This is a genomic window from Streptomyces sp. RFCAC02, from assembly GCF_004193175.1.
Classification (GTDB): Bacteria; Actinomycetota; Actinomycetes; order Streptomycetales; family Streptomycetaceae; genus Streptomyces.
This window is the reverse complement of the sequence record NZ_SAUH01000001.1, coordinates 674,205-700,231: the sequence shown is the minus strand read 5'-3', so window position 1 is coordinate 700,231 and position 26,027 is coordinate 674,205. Positions and strand designations below refer to the sequence as shown.

Below are 26,027 nucleotides of genomic sequence, written 5' to 3'. Positions count from 1 at the left end.
GTGTCCGAGGGGGGACTTGAACCCCCACGCCCTTAAACGGGCACTAGCACCTCAAGCTAGCGCGTCTGCCATTCCGCCACCCGGACGAGTGGTCCACCGGCTGCCCGGCGGTATGACACACCCTACCAAGATCCTGGGGTGCCTTTCACCGCGGACGGTCGTGAGCCGTCCCACGCCGCGGGGCGGGAGCCGTGGCCGGGCGCCGCTGAGCTGTGGTTTCCGGGGCCGAACAGGCGTTCCGGGGGCTCGGGGGCGCTCCTAGGATGGGTGGGAACCAGCGCACCAGGAGGCCAACGTGAGCCCGTCAAGCCCCACACCCCCGGCACCGGACGACTCCCGGATCAGCGAACGCGGGGAGGCCGAGGTCGTCGACCTGTGCCGCGACCTCATCCGCATCGACACCAGCAACTTCGGCGACCACTCGGGACCCGGTGAACGCGCCGCCGCCGAGTTCGTCGCCGAGCAGCTCGCCGAGGTCGGCCTCGAACCGAGGATCTTCGAGTCGCACCCCGGCCGCGCCTCCACCGTCGCGCGGATCGAGGGCGAGGACCCCTCCCGGCCCGCGCTGCTCATCCACGGGCACACCGATGTCGTCCCGGCCAACGCCGACGACTGGACCCACCACCCGTTCTCCGGCGAGATCGCCGACGGCTGCGTCTGGGGGCGCGGCGCCGTCGACATGAAGGACATGGACGCGATGACCCTCGCGGTCGTCCGCGACCGCATGCGCAGCGGGCGCAAGCCGCCGCGCGACATCGTCGTCGCGTTCCTCGCCGACGAGGAGGCGGGCGGCGTGCACGGCGCCCGCTACCTGGTGGACCACCACCCGGAGCTGTTCGAGGGCGTCAGCGAGGCCATCAGCGAGGTCGGCGGCTTCTCCTTCACCGTCAACGAGAACCTGCGCCTCTACCTGATCGAGACCGCCGAGAAGGGCATCCACTGGATGCGCCTGACCGTCGATGGGACGGCCGGGCACGGCTCGATGACCAACAGCGACAACGCCATCACCGAGCTGTGCGAGGCCGTCGCCCGCCTCGGCCGGCACCGCTTCCCGGTGCGCGTCACGAAGACCGTGCGCTCGTTCCTCGACGAGCTGTCCGACGCCCTCGGCGTCGAGCTTGACCCCGAGAACATGGACGAGACCCTCGCGCGGCTCGGCGGCATCGCCAAGCTCATCGGTGCGACCCTGAGCAACACGGCGGCCCCCACGCAGCTCGGCGCCGGCTACAAGGTGAACGTCATCCCCGGCCAGGCCACGGCGCACGTGGACGGGCGCTACCTGCCGGGTTTCGAGGAGGAGTTCCTCGCCGACCTCGACCGGATCCTCGGCCCGCGCGTGCGGCGCGAGGACGTGCACCACGACCGCGCGGTGGAGACGTCGTTCGACGGACCGCTCGTGGCGGCGATGCAGTCGGCGCTGCGCGCGGAGGACCCCATCGCGCACGCCGTCCCCTACATGCTGTCCGGCGGCACGGACGCCAAGTCGTTCTCGCGGCTCGGCATCAGGAACTTCGGCTTCGCGCCGCTCCAGCTCCCCCCGGACCTGGACTTCGCGGGAATGTTCCACGGCGTGGACGAGCGGGTGCCCGTTGACGGACTGAAGTTCGGCGCCCGGGTGCTGGACCGTTTCATCGACCAGTGTTGACGTCTACCGGCCGGGCGGTCGTGCGCGTGTTCAATGCCCACCCGGTCGGGTGAAAGTCCCCTGCCCTTCGTGCCCATGATCGCGCCTCCTCGTTACGACCAGTGCAGTCCCCGGCTGGGGCCGCACTTGTCACTAGGAGGAACAATGATCAAGAAGGTCGTCGCCGTCGCGGCTGCCGCGGGTGGCCTGATGATGGCGGGCGCCGGCATCGCCGCCGCCGAGTCCACCGCCGCGGGTGCGGCTGTGAACTCCCCCGGCGTCGTTTCCGGCAACAACATCCAGGTGCCGGTCCACGTGCCGATCAACGTCTGCGGCAACACGATCGACATCATCGGTCTGCTGAACCCGGCGTTCGGCAACACCTGCGTCGCCAAGTGACGGCACACCCCCACTTCATGAGGGCTTGAGCCGGCGGCCCCGGAACGCGCTGCGTGTGTCCGGGGCCGCCCGCTTGTCGGCGGTCGCGGGCCGCCCTCGCCCCCACCCCGCGACCCACCAGCACAAGGCAGGGGAACACCACCATGCGACAGGTCACGAAGAAGGGCCTGCTCACCGTCGCCGCCTTCGGCGGCGCCTTCGCGCTCTCCGGCGGCGCGGCGTTCGCGGACTCCGACGCCGACGGCGTCGCGGCCAACTCGCCCGGCGTCGCGTCCGGCAACAACGTGCAGGTCCCGGTCGACGTCCCGGTCAACATCTGCGGCAACACGGTCAACGTCGTCGGCGTCCTGAACCCGGCGTTCGGCAACAACTGCACGAGCGGTGGCGGCGACCACGGCCACGGCGGTGACCACGGCGATGGTGGCGCCGACGCGGACGGCGTCGCGGCCGACTCGCCCGGCGTCGCGTCCGGCAACAACGTGCAGGTCCCGGTCGACGTCCCGGTCAACGCCTGCGGCAACACCATCGATGTCGTCGGCGTCCTGAACCCGGCCTTCGGCAACGACTGCGGGAGCGGCGGCGAGCACCGCCCGGAGGAGCCCGGCAACCCGGAGGAGCCCGAGAGCCCCGAGGAGCCCGGCAACCCGGAGGAGCCCGAGAGCCCGGAGGAGCCGAACAGCCCCGAGGAGCCGGAGAGCCCGGAGGAGCCGAACAGCCCGGAGAAGCCCAACGGCCCGGTGGAGCCCGAGGGTCCCGCGCCGGCCGGTGACAGCGGCCCGGAGGCCGAGCCGGTCGCCAGCACGCCCGAGGGCGAGCTGGCCGAGACCGGCAGCGGCGTTCCCATGACCGCGGCGGTGTCGATGGGGGCCGGCCTGGTGCTCGGTGGCGCGCTGCTCTACCGGCGCTCCCGCGTCGCGAGCCGCGGCTGACCCAGCGGTACGGCCCGCGCCGGCCACGCCCGCGGCGAGTGCCCTCCGTCACATACGGGGGCACTCGCCGCTGTGCTGTGCGAGGACGCGGGCCGTGGCGGCCGTGCGGCGTCCCACGGTCACCGGTGTGTCACCAGGTGGCCCGGAGCTGGCGGATGATTCTGCGGCGCAGCCGCACGCGGCGGCTCCCGTCCGGGTACAGGCGGAGTCGGGCCAGCTCCCAGTGACCGTACTCGGCGTGGTCGGTCAGCAGGCGGGTGGCGGCGGCACGGGAGACACCCCGTGGTACATACACATCGCGAAACTCGTATTCCGGCATCGAATCCATTGTGCGCTCATGGCCGGGATGCGGATACCGTCTGCACCATGTCTGATGCTGTGCAGCCGACCGCTGCCGAAGTCCGTGCCGCCGCCGACGCCCTGAAGGCGGCGATCGACCGGCACCTCGCCGCCGTGGAACGCCGGGCCGCCGCCCCCGGTGGCGGCACCGACGCGGAGGCCGCCGCCGTGTTCGCCGCGTTCAACGAGATGGCCGCCGCGGGCGAGGCGTACGACGAGCTGCTGTACGACGTCTACGACGAGGTGACCCCCTTCGAGGTCCCCGACACCGATGGGTCCGCGCCCTACGACGGCCCGGACGAGCCGGAGACGCTCAGCGTGTTCATCCGGCGCGACTACACCCTCGTCGAGCCGCGGCGGCTCCTCGCGCAGGCACAGCGCGTCGCCGACCTCGACCCGGACAGCAGCCTGGTGGCCGCGCCCGACCCGGACGAGCCCGGCGGCCGGGGCGTCCAGGCGGCGCTCGGTGTCCTGTTCGGCGAGTACGACCCGGACGAGATCGCGGGCCGGCACCAGGAGTTCGGCCTGGAGGAGGGCGACGCGACGCTCTGGGTGACGGCCGGTGACGAGCCGTCCGAACCGGGGGAGTGGCTGGCCGCGCCGTTCGACGCCGTCGACCCCGAACGCGTCATCTGCCGCTTCGACATCAGCGAGGCGTTCGAGGACGAGGGCGACGACCTGGAGGACGACGGGGACGGCGCCGGCGACGACATCGATCCCGAAGGACCGGGACACGGGCCGGACGACGACGTCGACGACCCGGACGACCGCGACTGATCCCGCAGGCCCCCGCCCCACCGGGCGGGGGCCTGCGCCGTCACCGGTGCCGCGCGGGGCGGTCCGGCGGGTCGGGTCGGGCTCGCGGCGTCGGACCGCGGCTCCCACCCGGCCGTAGGCGTGTGGCGCGGCAGCGCGACGAGCCGCCGGACGGACGCCGGGTCAGGAGGCCGCCGCCTGCTCGCGGAGCAGGGCGCGCAGCCGCGTCGTCCGGGGCGCGGCGGGCGGCCCGGCGACGGCGGCGGCGAGCCCCGGACCGCTCCCCTGCACGATCGACAGGTGGCGCTCGCCCCGGCCGAACGCGGTGTAGACCCAGGACCGGTCGACGAGCCCGTCCGCGTCCCCGGGCAGGACGACCACGGCCGCCGGCCAGCGGCTGCCCGCGGCCTGGTGCGCGGTGAGCGCCCAGCCGTGCCGGACGGTCTCGCCCACGCGGTCCCGCGCCACCGGGAACCTGCCCTCCTCGTCCTCCAGCCACAGCCCGTCCGCGTCGGCGTCCGCCACGGTCGCGGTCCGCGTGCGCCCGGGGGCGGGGGAGTGGGCCACGCGGTCGCCGGGGTCGAAGCCGGCGAACCGGCCGGGGCCGGGGTTCAGGCGTTCCTTGAGGGCGGCGTTCAGCACGCGGGTGCCGACCGGGCCGCCGTGTCCCGGGGTGATGACCCGGACGTCCCCGGCGGTCACTCCGAACGCCCGGGGGATCGAGTCGGTCACGAGCTGGACGGTCCGGTGCACCGCCTCCCCCGGGTCGCGCACCGGGACGATGACGACCTCGTTCCCCGGGGCGTCGGGCTTCGCCAGCTCACCGACGCCGACGCCCGACACCAGCTCGCCCACGGGCCCCGGGTCGGGGGTGCGGGACGCCACGTGCGGCGCGGCGCCGGCGGCCAGCACATCGGCCAGCACCTGCCCCGGCCCCGCCGACCCGAGCAGCGCCGGGTCCCCGCTGAGGACGAGCCGCGCGCCGTCCGGCAGCGCCTCGACCAGTGACGCCGCCGCCTCGGCCGACAGGGCCACGGCGTCGAGCACCACGAGTACGTCGAGGGGCAGGAGGCCCTCCGCGTCCCGCTCGGGCCCCTCCTCGCCGGCCAGCAGCCCCGCCACCGTCACGGCGGCCTCCGCCGCGCCGTCCGGCAGGAGGGCCGCGAAACGGCGGCGGCCGTCCGCGCAGTGCGCCGCCGCGCAGGCCCGGAGGCCCTGCGCGCGCGCCGCCGCGACGAGCGCGGCCGGTTCGGCGCGGGCGGCGTCGCCGCCGGTGTGCGCCACGAGGGCGTGGGCGGCGACGGCGCCGAGCAGCTCACGGGCCGAGGGGGACGGCGCCTCCGCCGCGGCCGACTCCCAGGCGGCCGCCGCCTCGCCGGCGGGCGCGGCGAACGTGCCGCGGAGCCGGGCCAGGCCGTCCGCGAGGCTCTCCTCGGCCAGGGCGTACCGGTCGAGACCGAGGAGCAGCCGCACCGGCGCCTCATCGCCCTCACCCCCGTCCCCGCCGGCCGCCGCATCGCGCTCGGTGTCCCGGAAGACGAGCACCGCGCCGGACTCGACCGCGTCGCGCACGGCCTCCTCCGGATCGGGCACCCCGTGCCCGGCCAGGTCCCGCGCCACCGTGTCGGCGGCGACGGCCGTGTGGCCCGAGCGCGCGGCGCGCTCCAGCAGCCGGACGGCCAGCGCCCTGGTGCGCCGCTCGTCGCCGGGACCGGCGGCCTCGCCGAGTACGGCGCGCGCGAAGCCGTCGGCCTGCTCGGGGCGCACGCCGGGGACGGCGAGCAACTGCCACGGGTCGGCGCGCAGCGCCTCGTCCGCGCCCTCGCCGAGCGCGGCGGCCAGCGGGCCGGCCAGTGCCGCGGGGGCGCCGCCGGCCGTGAGCAGCGCCGGCAGGCCCTCCGGCACGGGCACGGGGGCGGCCGCCCGTTCCCCCTCTGGGGCCGGACGCCGCGCGGCCCCGCCCCGCTCCGCCGCGGGCGCGGCGGGGGGCCGGGGCGCCGGCGGAGCGGTGAAGAACGAGGCGGCGGACCGCTCGCCGCTCTCCACCGCCTTCACGGCCGCCCGCAGCAGGGCCGCCGCGTCGTCCCCGGCCGGGGCCGGGGCGTCGGGGACGGCGGTGGGGGACGCGTCGGCGGCCGGGGCGGGCGGCGTGTCGTGCTCGGCGGTCACAACGTGCTCCAGTCCTGGTCGGGGTAGTGGTGCACCGGGGCCGACACGTCGTCCAGCGCCCGGCTGATCTCTTCCGGAAGCGTAAGGTCCTCCACTGACAACGCCTCCCCGAGCTGCCGCGCCGTCCGCGCCCCGAGCAGCGGGGCGGCCACCCCGGGCCGGTCCCGCACCCACACGAGGGCCACCTGCGCAGGCGTCACGGCGAGCCCGTCCGCCGCCGTCGTCACCGCGTCCACGATCCTGGCCGCCGCCTCGTCCAGGTAGGGCGCGACGAAGCCCGACAGCCGCTCGGACGCCCCCCGGGAGCCGGCCGGCAGCGCCCCGTTGCGGTACTTGCCGGTCAGCACCCCGCGGCCGAGCGGCGACGACGGCAGCAGCCCGACGCCGAGGTCGAGCGCCGCGGGCAGCACCTCGCGCTCGACGCCGCGCTGCACCAGCGAGTACTCCATCTGCGTGCTGGCCAGCCGGGTCCGCGTGCCGGGTGCCGCGAGCTGCCAGGTGGCGGCCTTGGCGAGCTGCCAGCCGCTGAAGTCGGCCACCCCGGCGTACCTGGCGCGTCCGCTGCTCACCGCGATGTCCGCGGCCTGCAGGGTCTCCTCCAGCGGTGTCGTCGGGTCGAAGGCGTGGATCTGCCACAGGTCGACGTGGTCGGTCCCGAGCCGTTCCAGGGACGCGTCGAGCGCCGCGAGCAGGTGTCCGCGCGAGCCGTCGAACCGCCGGTACGGGTCCGGCACGCTGCCCGCCTTGGTCGCGAGGACGATGTCTCGGCGTGCGACGAGCGTGCCGAGGAGCCTCCCCAGCAGGGCCTCGGCGCCGCCGTCGCCGTACACGTCGGCGGTGTCCACGAGCGTGCCGCCCGCCTCCCAGAACGCCTTCAGCAGTTCCGCCGCGTCCGTCTCCCCGATGTCCCTGCCCCAGGTGAGCGTGCCGAGCCCGAGCCGGGAGACGCGCAGGCCCGTACGTCCCAGGTGCCTCAGTTCCATGGCCGTTGAGGGTATCGGCGGTGACGCGCTACAGTCCCCGGGGACGGATGGTTACCCGCCGGTAGGCGGTGGGTGCGACGACGGGAGGACCCGCGGATGGGCATGCGTCTCGGCATCAACCTCGGCTACTGGGGCGCGGGCCTCGACGCCGACAACCTCGCCGTCGCCCGCGAGGCCGACCGTCTCGGGTACGCCGTGTGCTGGGCCGCCGAGGCGTACGGCTCCGACGCCCCCACCGTGCTGTCCTGGGTCGCCGCCCACACCGAACGCATCGACGTCGGCGCCGGCATCCTGCAGATCCCCGCCCGCGCGCCCGCCATGACGGCGATGACCGCTGCGACGCTCGACGCCCTGTCCGGCGGGCGGTTCCGCCTCGGGCTCGGGGTGTCCGGGCCGCAGGTGTCGGAGGGCTGGTACGGCGTCCGCTTCGACCGCCCGCTCGCCCGCACACGCGAGTACGTCGCCGTCGTGCGCGCCGCCCTGTCCCGCGACCGCCTCACCCACGACGGGGACCACTGGACGCTGCCCCTGCCGGACGGTCCGGGCAAGCCGCTGCGCCTCACCGTGCACCCCGTCCGTGAGCACATTCCCGTCTACATCGCCGCCATCGGGCCGCGCAATCTCACCCAGACCGGTGAGATCGCCGACGGCGCGCTGCTGATCTTCTTCTCGCCCGAGCACGCCGAGGAGACGACGCTGCGGCACCTGCGCGCCGGCCGTGCCGCGGCGGGGAAGTCCCTCGACGGGTTCGACGTCGTCCCCACCGTCCCGCTCGCCGTCGGCGACGACCCGGCGGCCCTGGCCGACCACTTCCGCCCGTACACGGCCCTCTACGTCGGCGGCATGGGCAGCCGCGAGCAGAACTTCTACAACCGCCTCGCCCACCGCATGGGCTACGGCGGGGCCGCCACCGAGATCCAGGACCGCTACCTCGCCGGCGACAAGCATGGCGCGGCAGCCGCCGTCCCCCACGACCTCATCGACGCCACCACCCTCATCGGTACGCCCGCCCGCATCGCCGACCGCATGCGCGCCTACGCCGACGCGGGCGTCACCACCCTGTCCATCGCCCCCGCCGGACTCACCCTCGACGAGCGCGTCGCCGGGCTGCGCACCGCCGTCGACGCCGTCGAACGCGCGGGACTGGCCTGAACGGGCGGCCGACCGCCTACGCTGAACGCCATGCCCACCCTGCTGCTCCTGCGCCACGGCCGTACCACCGCCAACTCCGCCGGCCTCCTCGCCGGCCGCGCGCCGGGCGTCGCCCTGGACGCGTACGGCAGCAGCCAGGCCGCCGCGCTGCCGGACCGGCTGGCCGGCATCCCGCTCGCCCTCGCCGTGCACAGTCCGCTCCAGCGCTGCGCCGAGACCCTCGCGCCGCTGCGCGAGCGGCGCCCCGGCCTGCCGGTCCACGCGGACGAGCGCGTCACCGAGTGCGACTACGGCGCGTGGACGAACCGCAGTCTGGCCGACCTCGCCGACGAGCCGCTGATGGCGACCGTCCGCACCCAGCCGTCCGCCGTCACCTTCCCCGGCGGCGAGTCGATGCGCGCGATGCAGGCCCGTGTCGCCGACGCCGCCCGCGACTGGGACGCCCGGGTCGCCGCGGAGCACGGCCCGGACGCCGTCTGGCTGATGTGCACCCACGGCGACAACATCAAGGCGGTCACCGCCGACGCCCTCGGTCTGCCCCTCGACCTGTTCCAGCGCCTGGCCCCGCACCCCGCGTCCATCACCGCCATCCGCTATGGCACGCCGCCCCTGCTGCTGCGCTTCGGCGACACGGGCGACCTCGCCGAGTTCGTGCCGCGTACGGAGGCCGCGCGGCGGGACGCGGCCGAGGCGACCGAGACCCCGGTCGGGGGCGGCGCCTGACCACGGTGATCGCGAAGCGCAGTAGGGTGCCAGTGTTCCCCCGACCTCGATTCCCGGAGCAGTGCGTGTCCCGTCAGGTGTTCCTCTACGACCCGCCCGACCGCTTCGTCGCCGGGACGGTCGGGCTGCCTGGCCGCCGTACCTTCTTCCTGCAGGCGACGGCGGCCGGCCGCACCACCAGCGTCGCCCTGGAGAAGGCACAGGTGGAGGCGCTCGCCGAACGCATCGACGAGCTGCTGGACGAGGTGGTGCGCCGCTCCGGCGGCAACACCACCGTGCCCGCCGTCGCCCCGGCCGAACTGGCCGACACCGGCCCGCTGCAGACGCCCGTCGAGGAGGAGTTCCGCGTCGGCACCATGGCCCTCGCCTGGGACAGCGACGGCGAGCGCATGATCGTCGAGGCGCAGGCGCTGGTCGAGCTGGAGGCGGAGTCCGAGGAGGAGTTCGCCGAGGCCGAGGAGCGGCTGCTGCGGGACGACGAGAACGGTCCGCCGATGCTGCGGGTCCGTCTCAGCGGCACGATGGCCCGCGCGTTCGCCAAGCGCGCCCTGGAGGTCGTGAACGCGGGACGGCCCCCGTGCCCGCTGTGCAGCCTGCCGCTCGACCCGGAGGGACACGTATGTCCGCGCCAGAACGGATACCGCCGCAGCCGCGCGTGAACGCCGCTTCCTCCCGTCCGGTGGACGCCGGGGCGGCCGTGCTGGCCGACGGCGCGCTGACCGTCGTCGGGCGTGTCACCGACGCGTCCAACGCCGTCCTGTACGCCGTCGCCGAGCTGGACGGCGTCCGTGTCCCCTGCGTGTACAAGCCCGTCAGCGGCGAGCGCCCCCTGTGGGACTTCCCCGACGGGACGCTCGCCCAGCGCGAGGTCGCCGCCTACGAGGTGTGCCGCGCCCTCGGCTGGGACATCGTGCCGGTCACCGTGCTGCGGGACGGGCCGTTCGGCCCCGGCATGTGCCAGCGCTGGGTCGGTCCCGTGCCCGACGCGGACGACGGGGAGGACGCGGACGGCGGGGACGGTGCGCCGGAGCGGGAGCCGGCTGAGCCCGACCTCACCGACCTGCTCGCCCTCGTGGCGGGGGACACCCCGGCGCCCGGCTGGAAGGCCGTCGGGTACGCGCAGATCGACGCGGAGCGCACCGCCCTCCTGGTCCACGCCGACGACCCCCGCCTGCGCCGCGTCGCCGCCCTCGACGCCGTGATCAACAACGGCGACCGCAAGGGCGGGCACCTCCTGCCCCAGCCCGACGGCCGCCTGTACGGCATCGACCACGGCGTCACGTTCCACACCGATCAGAAGCTCCGCACCCTGCTGTGGGGCTGGGCAGGCGAGCCCCTGCCCGCGCCCGTCACCGAGGCCCTGTGCGGCCTCGACGCGGCGCTGGCCGAGGGAAGCCCCCTCGCCGCACGCCTCGGCGGGCTGATCACCCCCGCCGAGCTCGACGCCCTCCGCGCCCGTACGGCCGGCCTCCTGCGGGACGGCCGCCACCCCGAGCCCGGCGGCGAGTGGCCCGCGATCCCCTGGCCCCTCGTGTGAGGGCCGCCCCCCGGGGGACGGCCCGACGCCCGCTCGTGCGCCGGACGGTGCGCCGGTTAGGCTCGTTCACATGTATGCCTGGCCTGCCTCCACCGTCCCCGTTCTGCCCGGTCAGAGCCCTGAACTGTCGATCCACGACACCGCGACCGGCGGCCGGGTGACCCTCGCCCCCGGCCCCGTGGCCCGGATCTACGTCTGCGGGATCACCCCGTACGACGCCACCCACATGGGCCACGCGGCCACCTACACCGCCTTCGACCTCGTGCAGCGGCTGTGGCTTGACACCGGCCGCGAGGTCCACTACGTGCAGAACGTCACCGACGTCGACGACCCGCTGCTGGAGCGGGCCGCCGCCACGGGCGAGGACTGGACGGCCCTGGCCGAGCGCGAAACGGCCCTGTTCCGCGAGGACATGACGGCCCTGCGCGTCCTCCCGCCCCGCGCCTACGTCGGCGCCGTCGAGTCCATACCGCGGATCGTCCCCCTCATCGAACGGCTCCGCTCCGGGGGCGCCGCGTACGACGTGGACGGCGACATCTACTTCTCCGTGGACGCCGACCGCCACTTCGGCTCCGTGTCGCGGTACGACGCCCCGACCATGCGCGCCCTGTCGGCCGAGCGCGGCGGCGACCCGGACCGGCCCGGCAAGAAGAACGCCCTCGACCCGCTGCTGTGGCGCGCGGCGCGCCCCGGCGAGCCGTCGTGGGACGGCGGTCCCCTCGGTCCGGGCCGCCCCGGCTGGCACATCGAGTGCGTGGCCATCGCGCTCGACCACCTCGGCATGGGCTTCGACGTGCAGGGCGGCGGGTCCGACCTCGCGTTCCCGCACCACGAGATGGGCGCGTCGCACGCGCAGGTCCTCACCGGTGAGCACCCGTTCGCCGCGGCGTACGTCCACGCCGGGATGGTGGGGTACGAGGGCGAGAAGATGTCCAAGTCGAAGGGCAACCTCGTGCTCGTCTCGCGGCTCCGCGCGGCCGGCACGGACCCGGCGGCCATCCGTCTCGCCCTGCTCGCACACCACTACCGCGCCGACTGGGAGTGGACCGGCGCCGTCCTCGACGCCGCGCTCGCCCGCCTGGACCGCTGGCGCGCCGCCGTCTCCCGCCCGGACGGCCCGCCCGCGGGCGACCTGGTGGCGGAGATCCGCGCCGCGCTCGCCGACGACCTGGGCGCCCCGGCGGCGCTGGCCGCGGTGGACCGGTGGGCGGAGCGGCAGCACGCGGGCGGCGGGACCGACACGGGCGCGCCCGGCGTCGTCAGCCGTGCCGTGGACGCGCTCCTCGGTGTCGCGGTCTGACGGACGGCCGGCACACACGGCCGGCGGCCCGCGCGCCCGCCCCGGAGCGATCCGGAAGGGGCGCACGGGCCGCCGGCCGCGTACGGAAGGGGAGCGGGGTCAGTCCTCCGCGTCGCCGCCGGGCTCGGGCCGTCCGTCGTCGGCGCCGCCCTCCCCGGGGCGCCGCCCGGGCCGCCCGCGGCGGCTGCTGCCCGGGTCGCGCAGGTAGGAGGACCCCTGGTCGCCGCCGCCGGGCGGCTGCCCGTCGCGCCGGCGCAGGTACCGCTCGAACTCCTTCGCGATCGCCTCGCCGCTGGCCTCGGGGAGGTCGGCGGTGTCCCGCGCCTCCTCCAGCGACTTCACGTACTCGGCGACCTCGCTGTCCTCGGCCGCGAGCTGGTCGACGCCGATCTGCCAGGCACGGGCGTCCTCCGGCAGGTCGCCCAGCGGCATGCCGAGCCCGAGCAGGTCCTCCAGGGAGTGCAGCAGCGCGAGGGACGCCTTCGGGTTCGGCGGCTGGGCGACGTAGTGCGGCACGGCGGCCCACAGCGTCACGGCGGGGACGCCGGCGTGCGTGCACGCCTCCTGGAGGATGCCGACGATGCCGGTCGGCCCCTCGTACCGCGACTCCTCCAGGTCCAGGGTGCGGGCGAGGTCCTCGTCGGACGTGACGCTGGTGACGGGAACCGGACGTGTGTGCGGGGTGTCACCGAGGAGCGCGCCGAGGACGACGACCATCTCGACGCCCAGCTCGTGCGCGAAGCCGAGGATCTCGTTGCAGAACGACCGCCACCGCATGCTCGGCTCGATGCCGCGCACCAGTACCAGGTCGCGGCGCTTCACCGGCCCGTCCTCCGAGCCGATCCGCACCACGGACAGGCGGGTGGTGGGCCAGGTGATGCGCCGGACGCCGCCGTCCAGCCAGATGTGCGGGCGGTTGACCTGGAAGTCGTAGTAGTCCTCCGCGTCCAGCGCCGCGAACACCTCGCCCTTCCACTCGCGCTCCAGGTGGGCGACGGCCGCCGACGCGGCGTCACCCGCGTCGTTCCAGCCTTCGAACGCGGCCACCATGACCGGGTCAACCAGCTCGGGAACCCCTTCGAGCTCGATCACCCAGCGCCTCCTCCCGGCCGGGACGGGAACAGGCGCCCGACCCCGGCTGACGATGTCTTCGTGCGGCCCCAGCCTACGGCGTGACCGTTCCCGGTCCGCAGTCCTCGTACGCCTGGGGTTCCGGACCGCACGGTACGCACGGGGGGCGCGGCACCGCCGGTCAGGCGCCGAGGAGCCCGGCCACGGCCGAGCGCGCCTCCTCGGTGTCGAGGCCGCGCACCGTCAGGGTCAGGCGGCGGCGCAGCACGTCGTCGACCGTCTCCGCCCACTCGCGGTCCCGCGCGTACACCACCTGCGCGAGGATGTCCGGACCGTCCGGGTGCACGCGCGCGCCGAGCGCCGGGTCCTCGTGCACGAGCCGCGCGACGTCGAAGGCCAGCGACCCGTAGTGGGTGGCGAGGTGACGCGCCGTGTGCTCGTCCATCCCGGCCGGGGGGCGGTCGGCGAGCAGCCGGCGCGCGACGGCGTTCGGGTTGGCGACGCCCGGCAGCGGCACGTGCCGCACGAGGTCCCGGACGGGCGCCATCTCCTCGGCGACCGGGCTGCCGGGCCGCCGCGCGAGCTGCGCGAGGACGGTGCGGCCGATGTGCCGGTACGTCGTCCACTTGCCGCCGGCCACCGACAGCATGCCGCCCTTCCCCTCGGTGACGACGGTCTCGCGCCGCGCCGACTCGACGCCGCCCGGGCCGCCGGGCAGGACGCGCAGCCCGGCGTACGCGTAGGTGATGAGCGAACGGTCCAGGTGCTCGTCGCGCACCGACAGGGACGCCTCGTCCAGGATCTGGCGGATGTCGGCGTCGGTCGCGCGGACGTCCGCCGGGTCGCCCTCGTATGCCTCGTCGGTCGTGCCCAGCAGGAGCTGGTCCTCCCAGGGCAGCGCGAACGTCACACGGTAGGTGTCGACCGGTGTCGCGAGGGCGGCGCGCCACGGCACGGTGCGGCGCAGGACGACGTGGGCGCCCTTGGACAGCCGGACGCTCGGCCCGGCGCCCGGGTCCTCGAGACGGCGCAGGTGGTCGACCCAGGGACCGGTGGCGTTCAGCACGAGGCGGGCGTCGATCCCGAACTCGGCGCCGTCCAGGCGGTCGCGCACGTCGGCACCGGTGACGCGGCCCCGCGTGAAGCGCAGCCCGGTGACCTCGGCGTGGTTCAGCACCGCGGCACCGGACTCGACGGCGGCGCGCACCGTCATCACGGCGACGCGGGAGTCGTTCATCTGGTGGTCGCCGTAGACCGCGACGGCCTTCAGGCCCTCGGTGCGCAGTCCGGGGTTGACGGCCGCGGCGGCGTGCGGCGTGATGACGCGGCCCACGCCGTCGCCGAACGCGGACAGGGCCGAGTACGCGAAGACACCGGCGCCGAGCTTGGCGGCGCCGTGCGGGCCGCCCCGGTAGACGGGGAGGTGGAACGTGAGCGGGTTGACGAGGTGCGGCGCCACGTCGCGGGCGAGGACGCGGCGCTCGTGGTGGTTCTCGGCGACCAGGCGCACGGCGCCCGTCTGGAGGTAGCGCAGGCCGCCGTGGACGAGCTTGGACGAGGCGGACGAGGTGGCGCCGGCGAAGTCGCCGGCGTCCACCATCGCCACCCGCAGCCCGGACTGCGCGGCGTGCCAGGCGACCGACGTGCCGAGGATGCCGCCGCCCACGACGAGGAGGTCCCAGGTCCCCGAGGACAGGCGCTCCCTGGTGTGCGCGCGCCGGTCGGCGCGCTCCCGCGCGGCGGACGCGCCGGCGGTGGTCGTGGCGGTGGTGGTCGCGGTGGCCGGCCCGGCGGCCGGGTGCGGGTTGTTCATTCGATCAGCTCTCCTCGTCCAGCCAGCCCATCGTGCGCTGTACGGCCTTCAGCCAGTACGCGTACTCGCGGTCACGCCTCCCGGCGTCCATCTGCGGCGTCCACTCGGCGGCGCGCCGCCAGTTGTGCCGCAGGTCCTCGACGTTCTCCCAGAAGCCGACCGCGAGGCCGGCGGCGTAGGCGGCACCCAGGCAGGTCGTCTCGGACACCATGGGCCGGACGACGGGCACGTCGAGGAAGTCGGAGATGTTCTGCATCAGCAGGTTGTTGGAGGTCATGCCGCCGTCCACCTTGAGGGTGGTCAGCTCCATGCCCGAGTCCTTCTTCATCGCGTCGACGATCTCGCGCGTCTGCCAGGCGGTGGCCTCCAGGACGGCGCGCGCGATGTGCGCCTTGGTGACGTACCGGGTCAGGCCGGCGATGACACCGCGCGCGTCGGACCGCCAGTACGGCGCGAAGAGGCCGGAGAACGCGGGCACGAAGTAGGCACCGCCGTTGTCCTCGACGGAGGACGCGAGCGTCTCGATCTCCGCGGCGCTGTTGATCAGGCCCATCTGGTCGCGCATCCACTGGACGAGCGCGCCCGTGATGGCGATCGAGCCCTCCAGCGCGAAGACGGGCGGCTGGTCGCCGATCCGGTAGCCGACGGTGGTGACCAGGCCGGCGTAGGAGTTGATCACCTCGGTGCCGGTGTTCATCAGCAGGAACGTTCCGGTGCCGTAGGTGGACTTGCCCTCGCCGACCGAGAAGCACGTCTGCCCGAACAGCGCCGCCTGCTGGTCGCCCAGCGCGGAGGCGACCGGCACACCGTCCAGGGCGCCGCCCTTCGCGGTCCCGTACACCTCGGCGGAGGACCGGATCTCCGGCAGGACGGAGAGCGGGACCCCGATGGAGGCGCAGATGCTCTCGTCCCACTCGAGGGTCCGCAGGTTCATCAGGAGCGTGCGGGAGGCGTTCGTGACGTCCGTGACGTGGACCCCGCCGTTCACGCCGCCGGTGAGGTTCCAGATGACCCAGGAGTCCATGGTGCCGAACAGCAGCTCGCCGCGTTCGGCGCGCTCCTGCAGGCCGTCCACGTTGTCCAGCAGCCAGCGGATCTTGGGGCCGGCGAAGTAGGACGACAGGGGAAGGCCCGTCTGCCGGCGGAACCGGTCCTGGCCGACGTTGCGCCCGAGTTCGCGGCACAGGGCGTCGGTGCGGGTGTCCTGCCAGACGATGGCGTTGTGGACGGGTTCACCGGTGGTCCGGTCCCACAGCATCGTCGTCTCGCGCTGGTTGGTGATGCCGATCGCCTTGACGTGCTCCTTCCCGATCTTCGCCTTCGCCAGGGCGCCGGCGACGACCTCCTGGACGTTGCGCCAGATCTCGGCGGCGTCGTGTTCGACCCAGCCGGGCTTGGGGAAGATCTGCTCGTGCTCCTTCTGGTCGACGGACACGATGCGCCCGTCGTGGTCGAAGACGATGCAGCGGCTCGACGTGGTGCCCTGGTCGATGGCGGCGATGTACTCGCGCTGCTCGTTCGTCAGGGCGGGGTCCTGTGTGTCCGACATACGGCGGCTCCTGTGGAAGACGGTCTCGGGCGGGCCGGGGGAGTGGTCCTTGGATCAGAACAGCGCGGTGTGGATGCCCGCGGCGAGCGCGGCTCCGGCGAGCGGGCCGACGATGGGGATCCACGCGTAGCCCCAGTCGGAGCTGCCCTTGTTCGGCAGGGGGAGGAGCTGGTGGACGATGCGCGGTCCGAGGTCACGGGCCGGGTTGATGGCGTAGCCGGTCGGCCCGCCGAGGGACAGGCCGATGCCGACCACGGTGAGGGCGACGATCAGGCTGCCGGTGCCCGAGAGAGTCAGGCCGTCGTTGAGCCCGACGCTGAGGATGAGCAGGAGCAGGACGGCCGTACCGAGGATCTCGGTCACGAGGTTCTGCACGGCGTTGCGGATCTCCGGCGCGGTGGAGAAGATCCCGAGGACGGGACCGGGCTCGTCACGGGCGGCGGGGCGGCGCTCGTCGGTCTCGGTGACCTCGTCGAACGCCTTCGGCCCCGGCGTGCGCGATCCGCTCTCGACCTCCAGGCTCCGCAGGTGCTCCTGGAAGTGGCCGTAGTACGCGAGCCACATGAGGGTCGCGCCGATGATCGCGCCGGCCATCTGGCCGGCGATGTAGGTGGGCACGTCGTTCCACTCGCCGCTGTCGATGGCGATACCGAGGGTGACGGCCGGGTTGAGGTGGGCTCCGGAGAGCTGCGTCGAGACGTACGCGCCGGCGAGGACACCGATGCCCCAGCCGAAGGTGATCGCCAGCCAGCCGGCGTCGAAGGCCTTCGACTTCTTGAGGATCACCCCGGCGACGACGCCGGTGCCGAGCAGGATCAGGACGGCGGTTCCGACGAGCTCGCCGAAGAAGATATGGAGACTGGACACCCGCGACTCCTTTGTCCTTCGTCCAGGAGAGGTCCTGGTCGCCATCCGTCCATCGTTCGACAATGTCGACCATTGAACGGCAGTTTTCTCCCCGGAACACCCGACGTCAAGAGTCGGACGTCAGGTGAACCGCCGATGTCCCTATTTTCCTGATTTGACCTAGAAGCGCCCGGAGCCGAGGTCGCGGGACACCGCCCGCGCGCAGTCCCGCACGGCCGCCACGAGCCGCGAGCGGGGCTCGTCGCCGGACAGCACCCGCTCCACCGCCCCGGTGATTCCCACGGCGCCGACCGGCATCCGGCGGCGGTCCAGGATCGGCGCGGCGATCGAGGCGACCCCCTCCCAGGTTTCCCCCACATCGCTCGCCCATCCGCGTGACCTGACCGCGTCGAGGCACCGCTCGAAGTCGCCCGGGTCGGTCAGCGTCGCGTCGGTGATCCCGGCGAGCCCCGTCTCCGTGGCGACGTTGTGCGCCACCGGGTCGTACGCGGCGAGCACCTTGCCGAGCGCCGTGCTGTGCAGCGGGTGCATCGCCCCGACCTCGAGCACCTGCCGGCTGTCGTCCGGCCGGAAGACGTGGTGGACGATCAGCACCCCCGTCTGGTGCAGCACGCCGAGGTACGCGCTCTCGCCGCTGGAGCGGGCCAGGTCGTCGGTCCACACCAGCGCCCGCGCCCGCAGCTCGTGCACGTCGAGGTAGCTGTTCCCGAGCCGCAGCAGCTCGGCGCCGAGCTGGTACTTGCCCGTCACCGGGTCCTGCTCGACGAACCCCTCCTGCTGGAGCGTCCGCAGGAGGCCGTGCGTGGTCCCCTTGGCGAGCCCGATCGACGAGGCGATGTCGGACAGGCCGAGCCGCCGCTCGCCCCCGCGAGCAGGCGGAGCACCGCCGCCGCGCGTTCGAGCGACTGAATGGTCCGCGCCATGGGAGGCCGCCTCCTTCGCCGTCCGTCCCTCCGACGTGCTGTCGTTCACGGTCGTCTGCGTGTGCCGTACGCCATGCGCCGTCCGCGTACCGGAGCGTCGTATGACGTTCGACATTGTCGAACACCAGGGGGGTATGCCGATACCCCAGAAGCAGCCATTGAGTCTACGGGCAGCGCCGCCCCGCGCCCGGCCGTCGCACCGCGCCCCCACCCCCGCCGCGGATGCGGTTACGCTGACCTGGTGCGTTCCGTGTCCACGGACGCATAGCCGACAGCCGTCGCACTCCCGGGAGCTTCCCCATGGCCTCGTCCAGCCCTTCCGTCGCCCCCCAGGCCCAGCGGGCCGCCGCCCTCCGCGAGGCGTTCGCCTCGCGCGTCGTCGTCGCCGACGGCGGCATGGGCACGATGCTCCAGGCCCAGGACCCCTCGCTGGAGGACTTCCAGCAGCTCGAGGGGTGCAACGAGGTCCTGAACGTCACCCGCCCCGACATCGTCCGCTCCGTCCACGACGCCTACTTCGCCGCCGGCGTCGACTGCGTCGAGACCAACACCTTCGGCGCCAACCTCGCCGCCCTCGGCGAGTACGACATCGCCCACCGGGTGCAGGAGCTGTCCGAGGCCGGTGCCCGCATCGCCCGCGAGGCCGCCGACGCCCTCACCACCGCCGACGCCCGCCCCCGCTGGGTCCTCGGCTCCATGGGCCCCGGCACCAAGCTCCCCACCCTCGGCCACGCCCGCTACGCCGACCTGCGCGACGCCTATCAGCAGAACGCCGAGGGCCTCGTCGCCGGCGGCGCCGACGCGCTGCTCGTCGAGACCAGCCAGGACCTCCTCCAGACGAAGGCCGCCGTCGTCGGCGCGCGCCGCGCCCTGGCCGCCACCGGCACCGACCTGCCCGTGCTCGTCCAGGTCACCGTCGAGACCACGGGGACGATGCTCCTCGGCTCCGAGATCGGCGCCGCCCTCACCGCGCTGGAGCCCCTCGGCATCGACATGATCGGCCTCAACTGCGCCACCGGGCCGGCCGAGATGAGCGAGCACCTGCGCCACCTCGCCCGCCACGCCGGCGTACCCCTGTCCTGCATGCCGAACGCCGGCCTGCCGGTCCTCGGCAAGGACGGCGCCCACTACCCCCTGACCGCCGCCGAACTCGCCGACGCCCACGAGTCGTTCATCGGCGAGTTCGGCCTCTCCCTGGTCGGCGGCTGCTGCGGTACCACGCCCGAGCACCTGCGACAAGTCGTGGAGCGCGTCCGGGACCTCACGCCCGCGCCCCGGGACCCGCGCCCCGAGCCGGGCGCGGCCTCGCTCTACCAGACCGTGCCGTTCCGACAGGACACCGCCTACCTGGCGATCGGCGAGCGCACCAACGCCAACGGCTCGAAGAAGTTCCGCGAGGCCATGCTGGAGGGCCGCTGGGACGACTGCGTCGAGCTGGCGCGCGAGCAGATCCGCGAGGGCGCGCACCTCCTCGACCTGTGCGTGGACTACGTCGGCCGCGACGGTGTCGCCGACATGACGGAGCTGGCCGGCCGGTTCGCCACCTCCTCGACCCTGCCCATCGTGCTCGACTCGACCGAGCCGGCCGTCCTGCAGGCCGGGCTCGAACAGCTCGGCGGCCGGGCCGTCATCAACTCCGTCAACTACGAGGACGGCGACGGCCCCGACTCGCGCTTCGCCCGCATCGCCCGCCTCGCCGTCGAACACGGCGCCGCGCTGATGGCGCTCACCATCGACGAGCAGGGGCAGGCCCGCACCGCCGAGCAGAAGGTCGCCGTCGCCGAACGCCTCATCGCCGACCTCACCGGCAACTGGGGCATCGCCGAGAGCAGCATCCTCATCGACTGCCTCACCTTCACCATCTGCACCGGCCAGGAGGAGTCCCGCAAGGACGGCGCCGCCACCATCGAGGCCATCCGCGAGCTGAAGCGCCGCCACCCGGACGTGCAGACCACCCTCGGCCTGTCCAACATCTCCTTCGGTCTGAACCCGGCCGCCCGCCTCGTCCTCAACTCCGTCTTCCTCCACGAGTGCGTGGAAGCCGGCCTCGACTCGGCCATCGTGCACGCCGCGAAGATCCTGCCGATCGCCCGCATCGAGCCGGAGCACGTCGAGGTCGCCCTCGACCTCATCCACGACCGCCGCCGCCCCGGCTACGACCCCCTCCAGCGCTTCCTCGAACTCTTCGAGGGCGTGGACGCCCGCTCCATGAAGGCCGGCAAGACGCAGGAGCTGCTGGCCCTGCCCCTGGAGGAGCGCCTCCGCCGCCGCATCATCGACGGCGAGCGCAACGGCCTGGAGGCCGACCTGGACGAGGCCCTCACCGAGCGCCCCGCCCTCGACATCGTCAACGAGACCCTGCTCGCCGGCATGAAGGTCGTCGGCGAACTGTTCGGCTCCGGACAGATGCAGCTGCCGTTCGTCCTCCAGTCCGCCGAGGTCATGAAGACGGCCGTCGCCCACCTCGAACCGCACATGGAGAAGAGCGACGACGAGGGCAAGGGCACCATCGTCCTGGCCACCGTCCGCGGCGACGTCCACGACATCGGCAAGAACCTCGTCGACATCATCCTCACCAACAACGGCTACACGGTCGTCAACCTCGGCATCAAGCAGCCCGTGGGCGCCATCCTCGACGCGGCGCGCGAGCACCGCGCCGACGTGATCGGCATGTCCGGCCTCCTCGTGAAGTCCACCGTCGTCATGAAGGAGAACCTGGAGGAGCTGAACCGCCGCGGCATGGCGGCCGACTACCCCGTCATCCTCGGCGGCGCCGCCCTCACCCGCGCCTACGTCGAGCAGGACCTCCACGAGGTCTACAGCGGCGAGGTCCGCTACGCCCGTGACGCCTTCGAGGGCCTGCGCCTGATGGACGCCCTGGTCGCCGTCAAGCGCGGCGTCCCCGGCGCCACCCTCCCCGAGCTGAAGGCCCGCCGCGTCGCCCGCACGGCGCCCGCCCTGCCGGAGCCGGCCCCCGGCGAGGTGCCCGCCCGCTCCGCCACGGCGACGGACGTGCCGGTCCCCGCCGCGCCGTTCCTCGGCACCCGCGTCGTCAAGGGCATCCCGCTCAAGGAGTACGCCGACTGGCTGGACGAGGACGCCCTCTTCAAGGGCCAGTGGGGGCTCAAGGCGGCCAGGGGCGAAGGGGGACCCGACTACGCCGAACTGGTCGAGACCGAGGGCCGCCCGCGCCTGCGGGGCCTCCTCGACCGCCTGCACACCGGCAACCTCCTGGAGGCGGCCGTCGTCTACGGCTACTTCCCCTGCCACGCCGAGGGCGACGACCTCGTGATCCTCCACGAGGACGGCACGGAGCGCACCCGCTTCACATTCCCCCGCCAGCGGCGCGGCCGCCACCTGTGCCTCGCCGACTTCTTCCGGCCCGCCGAGAGCGGCGAGCGGGACGTCGTGGCGCTCCAGACGGTCACCATCGGCCCCCGGGTCAGCGAGGCCACCGCCGAACTGTTCGCCGCCGACGCCTACCGCGACTACCTGGAGCTGCACGGCCTGTCCGTCCAGCTCGCCGAGGCCCTCGCCGAGTACTGGCACGCCCGCGTGCGCGCCGAACTCGGCATCGCCGGCGACGACCCGGGGTCCCTGACCGGGATGTTCCGCACCGAGTACCGCGGCTGCCGCTACTCCCTCGGCTACCCGGCCTGCCCGGACCTGGAGGACCGCGCGAAGATCGCGGAACTCCTGCGGCCCGAGCGGATCGGCGTGACGCTCTCCGAGGAGTTCCAGCTGCACCCGGAGCAGTCGACCGACGCGATCGTGCTGCACCACCCCGAGGCCAGCTACTTCAACGCACGCTGACCCCGACCGGTCCGGGACGGCCGCCGCTGGTCCGACCGGGTGACGGTCCTCGCGACGTCCGGACCACGGAGACGTAGACTGGCCGATCCGGTTCAGGCCGGCCGCCCCCGCCGGGCGGCCGGCCTTCTGCCCCCATCACGGAGGTGCGCGGATGACGAGTTCCCCTCCCGCCGTCGACACCCGGTCCCCTCGCGGCGCCGGTCCCCAGGCCGTGCTGCTCGACATGGACGGCACGCTGGTCGACACCGAGGGCTTCTGGTGGGACGCCGAGGTCGAGGTCTTCGGCCGCCTCGGGCACGTCCTCGCCGACGAGCACCGCGAGATCGTCGTGGGCGGCCCGATGACCCGCAGCGCCGGCTACCTCATCGAGGTCACCGGCGCCGACATCACGCTGGACGAGGCCCGCGACCTGCTGAACGCCGCGTTCCTCCGCCGCCTGGAACGCGGGGTGCCGCTGATGCCGGGTGCCCGCCGGCTCCTGGCCGAGCTGGCGGCCCACCGCGTCCCGGCCGCCCTCGTCTCCGCGTCCCACCGCGCCGTCATCGACCGTGTGCTGGCGTCGGTGGGCGCGGCGCACTTCGCCTTCACCGTCGCCGGGGACGAACTGGCCCGCACCAAGCCGCACCCCGACCCGTACCTGACCGCCGCGGCCGGTCTCGGCGCCGATCCGGGGCGCTGCGTCGCCGTCGAGGACACCGCCACCGGTGTCGCCTCCGCCGAGGCGGCCGGCTGCCGGGTGATCGCCGTGCCGTCGGTCGCGCCCATCGCCGCCGCGCCGGGGCGCACCGTCGTCGCCTCACTGGAGGAGATCGACATGGCGTTCCTCCGCAGCGTCGCCGGAGCCCCCGCCCCGGCCGTCGCCGCGGACCGCGGCGCTGCGCCCGTCACCCACGCGGCTCCCCGGCCGCACGGTGTCACCGGCCCCGCCGCCTCGCCCGCGGGTCCCTGACGGGGGCCGGCGCGCGTCAGCCGCCGGGGCGCACAAGACCGCTCTCGTACGCGAACACGGCCGCCTGCACCCGGTCGCGCAGCTCCAGCTTGGTCAGCACATGGCCCACATGCGTCTTCACCGTCGTCTCGCTGACGAACAGGTCGGCGGCGATCTCCGCGTTGGACAGGCCGCGGGCCACCAGCCGCAGCACCTCGACCTCGCGCTCGGTCAGCCGGCCGAGCGCGTCGGGGAGGGGCTCCTCGCCCGACGGCAGCTTCTCCGCGTACATGTCGAGCAGGCGCCGGGTCACGCTCGGCGCGAGCATCGCCTCGCCGGCCGCGACCACCCGGATGGCCTGCACCAGCTCGGCGGCCGGCGCGTCCTTCAGCAGGAACCCGCTCGCCCCCGCCCGCAGCGCCTCCACCACGTACTCGTCGAGGTCGAACGTCGTCAGCACCAGCACCTTGGCCGCCCCGTCCTGCCCGGCGCCGGTGATGCGCCGGGTGGCCTCGACACCGTCCATGCGGGGCATCCTGATGTCCATCAGGACGACGTCGGGCTGGAGCGCCCTGACCTGTTCGACGGCCTGCGCCCCGTCGCCGGCCTCGCCGACCACCGTCACATCGGGCTCCGCCTCCAGGAGCATCCGGAAGCCGGTACGCAGCAGCGGCTGGTCGTCCACGAGCAGCACGCGAATGGGCATGGCATGAGCCTTCGTTCCGGGGACCTGGCGGGCGCGGCGCGCCGGTCACCATTCTGGCTCACGCCCCGGCGCCCGCCGCGTCCGGCGCCGTGTCACCGTCCGTCTGCGCCGGCAGGACCGGCAGCGACTGCTGGACGTTCAGCGGATACGGCGGGGGAGTGCCGCCGAACTCCGGGCACCGCTCGCGGTGGTCGCACCACCCGCACAGCTTCGTGCGCCTGGGACGCCAGTCGCCGCTCTCGGTGGCGAGCCTGATGGCCTGCCACAGCGCCACCAGCTTGCGCTCGACGGCCAGCAGGTCGGACTCGTCCGGGTCGTACGTCAGCACGTCGCCGCTGCCCAGGTAGACGAGCTGCAGGCGCGTGGGCACGGCGCCGCGCAGCCGCCACAGGACGAGCGCGTAGAACTTCATCTGGAACAGCGGCCCGTCCGCGTACTGCGGGGCCGGGGCCTTGCCGGTCTTGTAATCCACGATGCGGACCTCGCCGGTCGGCGCGACGTCCACGCGGTCGATGACGCCGCGCAGCCGCAGCCCGGAGTCGAGGCGCGTCTCCACGAACAGCTCGCGCTCCGCCGGTTCGAGACGGGCCGGGTCCTCCAGCGTGAACCACCGCTCCACCAGCGCCTCGGCCTCGGCGAGCCAGCCGGCGAGCCGCTCGGCGTCCTGTTCCTCGCCCGACCCGAACAGCGCAGTCAGCTCCGGCCGCTTCACGAGCAGCCGCTCCCACTCCCGGACGACGAGGGACCGCGCGCGCGGCGCGGCCCGCTCACCCGCCGGCGCGTCGAATACCCTTTCGAGGACGGCGTGGACGACCGTGCCGCGCGTCGCCGCCTCGCTGGGCGCCTCGGGCAGTTTGTCGATCACCCGGAAGCGGTACAGCAGGGGGCACTGCATGAAATCGGCGGCACGGGACGGCGAGAGCGAGTCCGGTGGCCTGGCGATGGGACCGGTCATGGTGCGAACCCTACGGCGCGCCACTGACACTCCGCCGCTTACCATCGACTGCGAGCCCGCAGGCACCGCACGACCGCACCGCACGACCGGCCGGCGGAGCACGGCCGCCGCCGCGTGCGGGGCCCTGGCGACGAGGGGAACTGGTGGCAGACTCCGAGAGCGACCCGAGCACGGGCGCCGGCGACGGCGAAGGCCCGCGGCGGCCGGCGTCCGACGGCCCCCCGGCCGGCGCGCCCGAGACGCCCGGCCCCGGCGGTGCCGACGGGCGCGCCCCCCGCCCGGAGGAGCGCCGGCGCACCGGTCTGACCGGCGGCATCCTCATGGGCCGCGTCTTCGGCGTCCCGGTGTACGTCGCGCCGAGCTGGTTCCTGGTCGCCGCGCTCATCACCTGGTTCTTCGGCAACCAGCTCGACCGCGTCCTGCCGGAGCTCGGCTCCGGCAGGTACCTGGTCTCCCTCTTCTTCGCCGTGGCCTTCTACGCCTCCGTCCTGGTCCACGAGATGGCCCACACCCTCGCGGCCGTCCGCTTCGGCCTGCCGGTGCGCCGCATCCAGCTCCAGTTCTTCGGCGGCGTCTCGGAGATCGAGAAGGAGTCGCCCACGCCCGGCCGCGAGTTCGTGCTGGCGGGCGCCGGACCCCTGCTGTCCCTCGTCCTCTCCGGCGTCTTCTGGGCCGGCATGCTGGTCACCGACGCCGGCACGGTCCCCGGCGTCCTGCTCGCCGGCCTGATGATCTCCAATCTGATCGTCGCCGTCTTCAACCTGCTGCCAGGACTCCCCCTGGACGGCGGGCGCATGCTGCGCGCCGTCGTGTGGAAGCTGTCCGGCAACCCGATGACCGGCACCGTCGCCGCCGCCTGGACGGGCCGCGCCCTCGCCGTCGCCGTCCTCGTCGGCTTCCCCCTGGCGACCCACCTCGGCACCGCGGACGACGGCGCCTCGCTCACCGGCCTCGAGTCCCTCACCGACGCGCTGCTGGCCGCCATCCTCGCCGCCATCATCTGGACCGGAGCCGGCAACAGCCTGCGCATGGCCCGCCTCCGCGAGCACCTCCCCGACCTCAACGCCCGCGCCCTCACCCGCAGGGCCGTCCCCGTCGCCCCCGAGACCTCCCTCTCCGAGGCCCTGCGCCGCGCGAACGACGCCGGCGCCCGCGCCCTCGTCGTCGTGGACCCGGACGGCTCGCCCCTGTCCCTCGTCCGCGAGGCCGGGATCGCCGGCGTCCCCGAGCACCGCCGGCCCTGGGTCCCCGTCGGCACCCTCGCGCAGGACATCGTCGACGGCATGCGCGTCCCCGCCGACCTCACCGGCGAGGGGCTCCTCGAACACCTGCGGGCCACCCCGGCCAGCGAGTACCTCGTGGTGGAGCCCGGCGGCGCCATCTACGGCGTCCTGTCCACCGGCGACGTCGAGCGGGCCTTCATCACCGCCATGGCGCGCCCCGGGCACACCGCGGGCCGCCCGGCCGCGGACTGAGCCCCCACCCGGGTGG

Annotated in this window: 21 protein-coding genes, 1 tRNA gene and 1 pseudogene; 12 read left to right on the top strand and 11 right to left on the bottom strand. The window is 74.3% G+C overall.

Annotated elements, in window-relative coordinates; genetic code table 11:
- Window position 1: 1 nt before the first annotated feature.
- A tRNA-Leu gene (locus EMA09_RS03050) sits at window positions 2–86 on the bottom strand.
- 254 nt (window positions 87–340) lie between these two features.
- On the opposite strand from EMA09_RS03050, the gene EMA09_RS03045 reads away from it, so the two are divergent.
- The 3 genes from EMA09_RS03045 (at window position 341) to EMA09_RS03035 (ending at window position 2,952) form a co-directional block, all read left to right on the top strand.
- On the top strand, window positions 341–1,645 hold the full coding sequence (locus EMA09_RS03045) for a M20/M25/M40 family metallo-hydrolase (protein WP_129843799.1): 1,305 nt from the start codon (window positions 341–343) through the stop codon (window positions 1,643–1,645).
- Window positions 1,646–1,789: 144 nt separating this feature from the next.
- Window positions 1,790–2,023: a chaplin gene (locus tag EMA09_RS03040; protein ID WP_129838627.1), complete on the top strand. Its 234-nt coding sequence runs from the start codon at window positions 1,790–1,792 to the stop codon at window positions 2,021–2,023.
- 143 nt (window positions 2,024–2,166) lie between these two features.
- Window positions 2,167–2,952 (top strand): chaplin, encoded by a 786-nt coding sequence (locus EMA09_RS03035; RefSeq protein ID WP_129838625.1) that lies wholly within the window; start codon window positions 2,167–2,169, stop codon window positions 2,950–2,952.
- 130 nt (window positions 2,953–3,082) lie between these two features.
- On the opposite strand, the gene EMA09_RS03030 is transcribed toward EMA09_RS03035, so the two are convergent.
- The gene (locus EMA09_RS03030) at window positions 3,083–3,271 is read right to left on the bottom strand and encodes a DUF5703 family protein (RefSeq protein WP_077062428.1); all 189 of its coding nucleotides are present in this window, start codon (window positions 3,269–3,271) and stop codon (window positions 3,083–3,085) included.
- Window positions 3,272–3,318: 47 nt separating this feature from the next.
- On the opposite strand from EMA09_RS03030, the gene EMA09_RS03025 reads away from it, so the two are divergent.
- Window positions 3,319–4,068, top strand: a complete 750-nt coding sequence (locus tag EMA09_RS03025) for a hypothetical protein (RefSeq protein ID WP_129838623.1) — start codon at window positions 3,319–3,321, stop codon at window positions 4,066–4,068.
- A 162-nt stretch (window positions 4,069–4,230) separates the two neighbouring features.
- On the opposite strand, the gene EMA09_RS03020 is transcribed toward EMA09_RS03025, so the two are convergent.
- Both EMA09_RS03020 and EMA09_RS03015 read right to left on the bottom strand, forming a co-directional pair.
- On the bottom strand, window positions 4,231–6,216 hold the full coding sequence (locus tag EMA09_RS03020) for a helix-hairpin-helix domain-containing protein (RefSeq protein WP_346655802.1): 1,986 nt from the start codon (window positions 6,214–6,216) through the stop codon (window positions 4,231–4,233).
- Entirely contained in the window at window positions 6,213–7,199 is a 987-nt protein-coding gene (locus tag EMA09_RS03015) for an aldo/keto reductase (RefSeq protein ID WP_129838621.1), read from the bottom strand. The genes EMA09_RS03020 and EMA09_RS03015 overlap by 4 nt, the downstream gene beginning before the upstream one ends.
- A gap of 102 nt (window positions 7,200–7,301) precedes the next feature.
- On the opposite strand from EMA09_RS03015, the gene EMA09_RS03010 reads away from it, so the two are divergent.
- From EMA09_RS03010 to mshC, 5 genes are all read left to right on the top strand, one after another.
- Complete coding sequence (locus tag EMA09_RS03010; RefSeq protein ID WP_129843797.1) at window positions 7,302–8,351, top strand: LLM class F420-dependent oxidoreductase; 1,050 nt, start codon at window positions 7,302–7,304, stop codon at window positions 8,349–8,351.
- Between the two features lie 30 nt (window positions 8,352–8,381).
- The gene (locus EMA09_RS03005; protein WP_129838619.1) at window positions 8,382–9,074 is read left to right on the top strand and encodes an MSMEG_4193 family putative phosphomutase; all 693 of its coding nucleotides are present in this window, start codon (window positions 8,382–8,384) and stop codon (window positions 9,072–9,074) included.
- Between the two features lie 65 nt (window positions 9,075–9,139).
- Entirely contained in the window at window positions 9,140–9,733 is a 594-nt protein-coding gene (locus tag EMA09_RS03000) for a DUF3090 domain-containing protein (RefSeq protein WP_129838617.1), read from the top strand.
- The gene (locus tag EMA09_RS02995) at window positions 9,694–10,611 is read left to right on the top strand and encodes an SCO1664 family protein (RefSeq protein WP_129838615.1); all 918 of its coding nucleotides are present in this window, start codon (window positions 9,694–9,696) and stop codon (window positions 10,609–10,611) included. Before EMA09_RS03000 ends, EMA09_RS02995 begins: the two co-directional genes overlap by 40 nt.
- 70 nt (window positions 10,612–10,681) lie before the next feature.
- A complete protein-coding gene (gene mshC / locus EMA09_RS02990; protein ID WP_129838613.1) occupies window positions 10,682–11,911 on the top strand; it encodes a cysteine--1-D-myo-inosityl 2-amino-2-deoxy-alpha-D-glucopyranoside ligase in 1,230 nt (409 codons plus the stop codon).
- A 99-nt stretch (window positions 11,912–12,010) separates the two neighbouring features.
- Here mshC and EMA09_RS02985 read toward each other — a convergent pair whose 3' ends face one another.
- The 5 genes and pseudogenes from EMA09_RS02985 to EMA09_RS02965 all read right to left on the bottom strand — a co-directional run bounded on the left by EMA09_RS02985 (window position 12,011) and on the right by EMA09_RS02965 (window position 18,134).
- On the bottom strand, window positions 12,011–13,003 hold the full coding sequence (locus EMA09_RS02985) for a PAC2 family protein (RefSeq protein WP_129838611.1): 993 nt from the start codon (window positions 13,001–13,003) through the stop codon (window positions 12,011–12,013).
- 160 nt (window positions 13,004–13,163) lie between these two features.
- Entirely contained in the window at window positions 13,164–14,795 is a 1,632-nt protein-coding gene (locus tag EMA09_RS02980; protein ID WP_129838609.1) for a glycerol-3-phosphate dehydrogenase/oxidase, read from the bottom strand.
- Between the two features lie 4 nt (window positions 14,796–14,799).
- Window positions 14,800–16,344, bottom strand: a complete 1,545-nt coding sequence (gene glpK / locus EMA09_RS02975; protein ID WP_129838607.1) for a glycerol kinase GlpK — start codon at window positions 16,342–16,344, stop codon at window positions 14,800–14,802.
- 54 nt (window positions 16,345–16,398) lie between these two features.
- Entirely contained in the window at window positions 16,399–17,211 is an 813-nt protein-coding gene (locus tag EMA09_RS02970; RefSeq protein ID WP_129838606.1) for an MIP/aquaporin family protein, read from the bottom strand.
- A 159-nt stretch (window positions 17,212–17,370) separates the two neighbouring features.
- Window positions 17,371–18,134 (bottom strand): annotated as a pseudogene (locus EMA09_RS02965) (IclR family transcriptional regulator).
- A 300-nt stretch (window positions 18,135–18,434) separates the two neighbouring features.
- On the opposite strand from EMA09_RS02965, the gene metH reads away from it, so the two are divergent.
- Together metH and EMA09_RS02955 are read left to right on the top strand one after the other, a co-directional pair.
- Window positions 18,435–21,947, top strand: a complete 3,513-nt coding sequence (gene metH, locus EMA09_RS02960) for a methionine synthase (protein WP_129838604.1) — start codon at window positions 18,435–18,437, stop codon at window positions 21,945–21,947.
- Window positions 21,948–22,098: 151 nt separating this feature from the next.
- The gene (locus EMA09_RS02955; RefSeq protein WP_129838602.1) at window positions 22,099–22,896 is read left to right on the top strand and encodes an HAD family phosphatase; all 798 of its coding nucleotides are present in this window, start codon (window positions 22,099–22,101) and stop codon (window positions 22,894–22,896) included.
- Between the two features lie 16 nt (window positions 22,897–22,912).
- On the opposite strand, the gene EMA09_RS02950 is transcribed toward EMA09_RS02955, so the two are convergent.
- Window positions 22,913–23,581, bottom strand: coding sequence for a response regulator transcription factor (locus tag EMA09_RS02950; protein ID WP_129838600.1), 669 nt, complete (start codon window positions 23,579–23,581; stop codon window positions 22,913–22,915).
- Window positions 23,582–23,639: 58 nt separating this feature from the next.
- The gene (locus EMA09_RS02945) at window positions 23,640–24,536 is read right to left on the bottom strand and encodes a RecB family exonuclease (protein WP_240796207.1); all 897 of its coding nucleotides are present in this window, start codon (window positions 24,534–24,536) and stop codon (window positions 23,640–23,642) included.
- Between the two features lie 143 nt (window positions 24,537–24,679).
- Between EMA09_RS02945 and EMA09_RS02940 the strand changes: the two genes are divergently transcribed.
- The gene (locus EMA09_RS02940) at window positions 24,680–26,011 is read left to right on the top strand and encodes a site-2 protease family protein (protein ID WP_240796206.1); all 1,332 of its coding nucleotides are present in this window, start codon (window positions 24,680–24,682) and stop codon (window positions 26,009–26,011) included.
- Window positions 26,012–26,027: the final 16 nt, after the last annotated feature.

What these genes read in the sequence shown, in the direction of transcription:
- EMA09_RS03035 (WP_129838625.1), top strand. Translation starts at nt 2,167, where the DNA reads ATGCGACAGGTCACGAAGAAGGGCCTGCTCACCGTCGCCGCCTTCGGC.
- EMA09_RS03025 (WP_129838623.1), top strand. Translation starts at nt 3,319, where the DNA reads ATGTCTGATGCTGTGCAGCCGACCGCTGCCGAAGTCCGTGCCGCCGCC.
- EMA09_RS03015 (WP_129838621.1), bottom strand. Translation starts at nt 7,199, where the DNA reads ATGGAACTGAGGCACCTGGGACGTACGGGCCTGCGCGTCTCCCGGCTC.
- EMA09_RS02955 (WP_129838602.1), top strand. Translation starts at nt 22,099, where the DNA reads ATGACGAGTTCCCCTCCCGCCGTCGACACCCGGTCCCCTCGCGGCGCC.
- EMA09_RS03030 (WP_077062428.1), bottom strand. Translation starts at nt 3,271, where the DNA reads ATGCCGGAATACGAGTTTCGCGATGTGTATGTACCACGGGGTGTCTCC.
- EMA09_RS03005 (WP_129838619.1), top strand. Translation starts at nt 8,382, where the DNA reads ATGCCCACCCTGCTGCTCCTGCGCCACGGCCGTACCACCGCCAACTCC.
- EMA09_RS03010 (WP_129843797.1), top strand. Translation starts at nt 7,302, where the DNA reads ATGCGTCTCGGCATCAACCTCGGCTACTGGGGCGCGGGCCTCGACGCC.
- mshC (WP_129838613.1), top strand. Translation starts at nt 10,682, where the DNA reads ATGTATGCCTGGCCTGCCTCCACCGTCCCCGTTCTGCCCGGTCAGAGC.
- glpK (WP_129838607.1), bottom strand. Translation starts at nt 16,344, where the DNA reads ATGTCGGACACACAGGACCCCGCCCTGACGAACGAGCAGCGCGAGTAC.
- EMA09_RS03040 (WP_129838627.1), top strand. Translation starts at nt 1,790, where the DNA reads ATGATCAAGAAGGTCGTCGCCGTCGCGGCTGCCGCGGGTGGCCTGATG.
- EMA09_RS02995 (WP_129838615.1), top strand. Translation starts at nt 9,694, where the DNA reads ATGTCCGCGCCAGAACGGATACCGCCGCAGCCGCGCGTGAACGCCGCT.
- metH (WP_129838604.1), top strand. Translation starts at nt 18,435, where the DNA reads ATGGCCTCGTCCAGCCCTTCCGTCGCCCCCCAGGCCCAGCGGGCCGCC.
- EMA09_RS02980 (WP_129838609.1), bottom strand. Translation starts at nt 14,795, where the DNA reads ATGAACAACCCGCACCCGGCCGCCGGGCCGGCCACCGCGACCACCACC.
- EMA09_RS02950 (WP_129838600.1), bottom strand. Translation starts at nt 23,581, where the DNA reads ATGCCCATTCGCGTGCTGCTCGTGGACGACCAGCCGCTGCTGCGTACC.
- EMA09_RS02945 (WP_240796207.1), bottom strand. Translation starts at nt 24,536, where the DNA reads ATGACCGGTCCCATCGCCAGGCCACCGGACTCGCTCTCGCCGTCCCGT.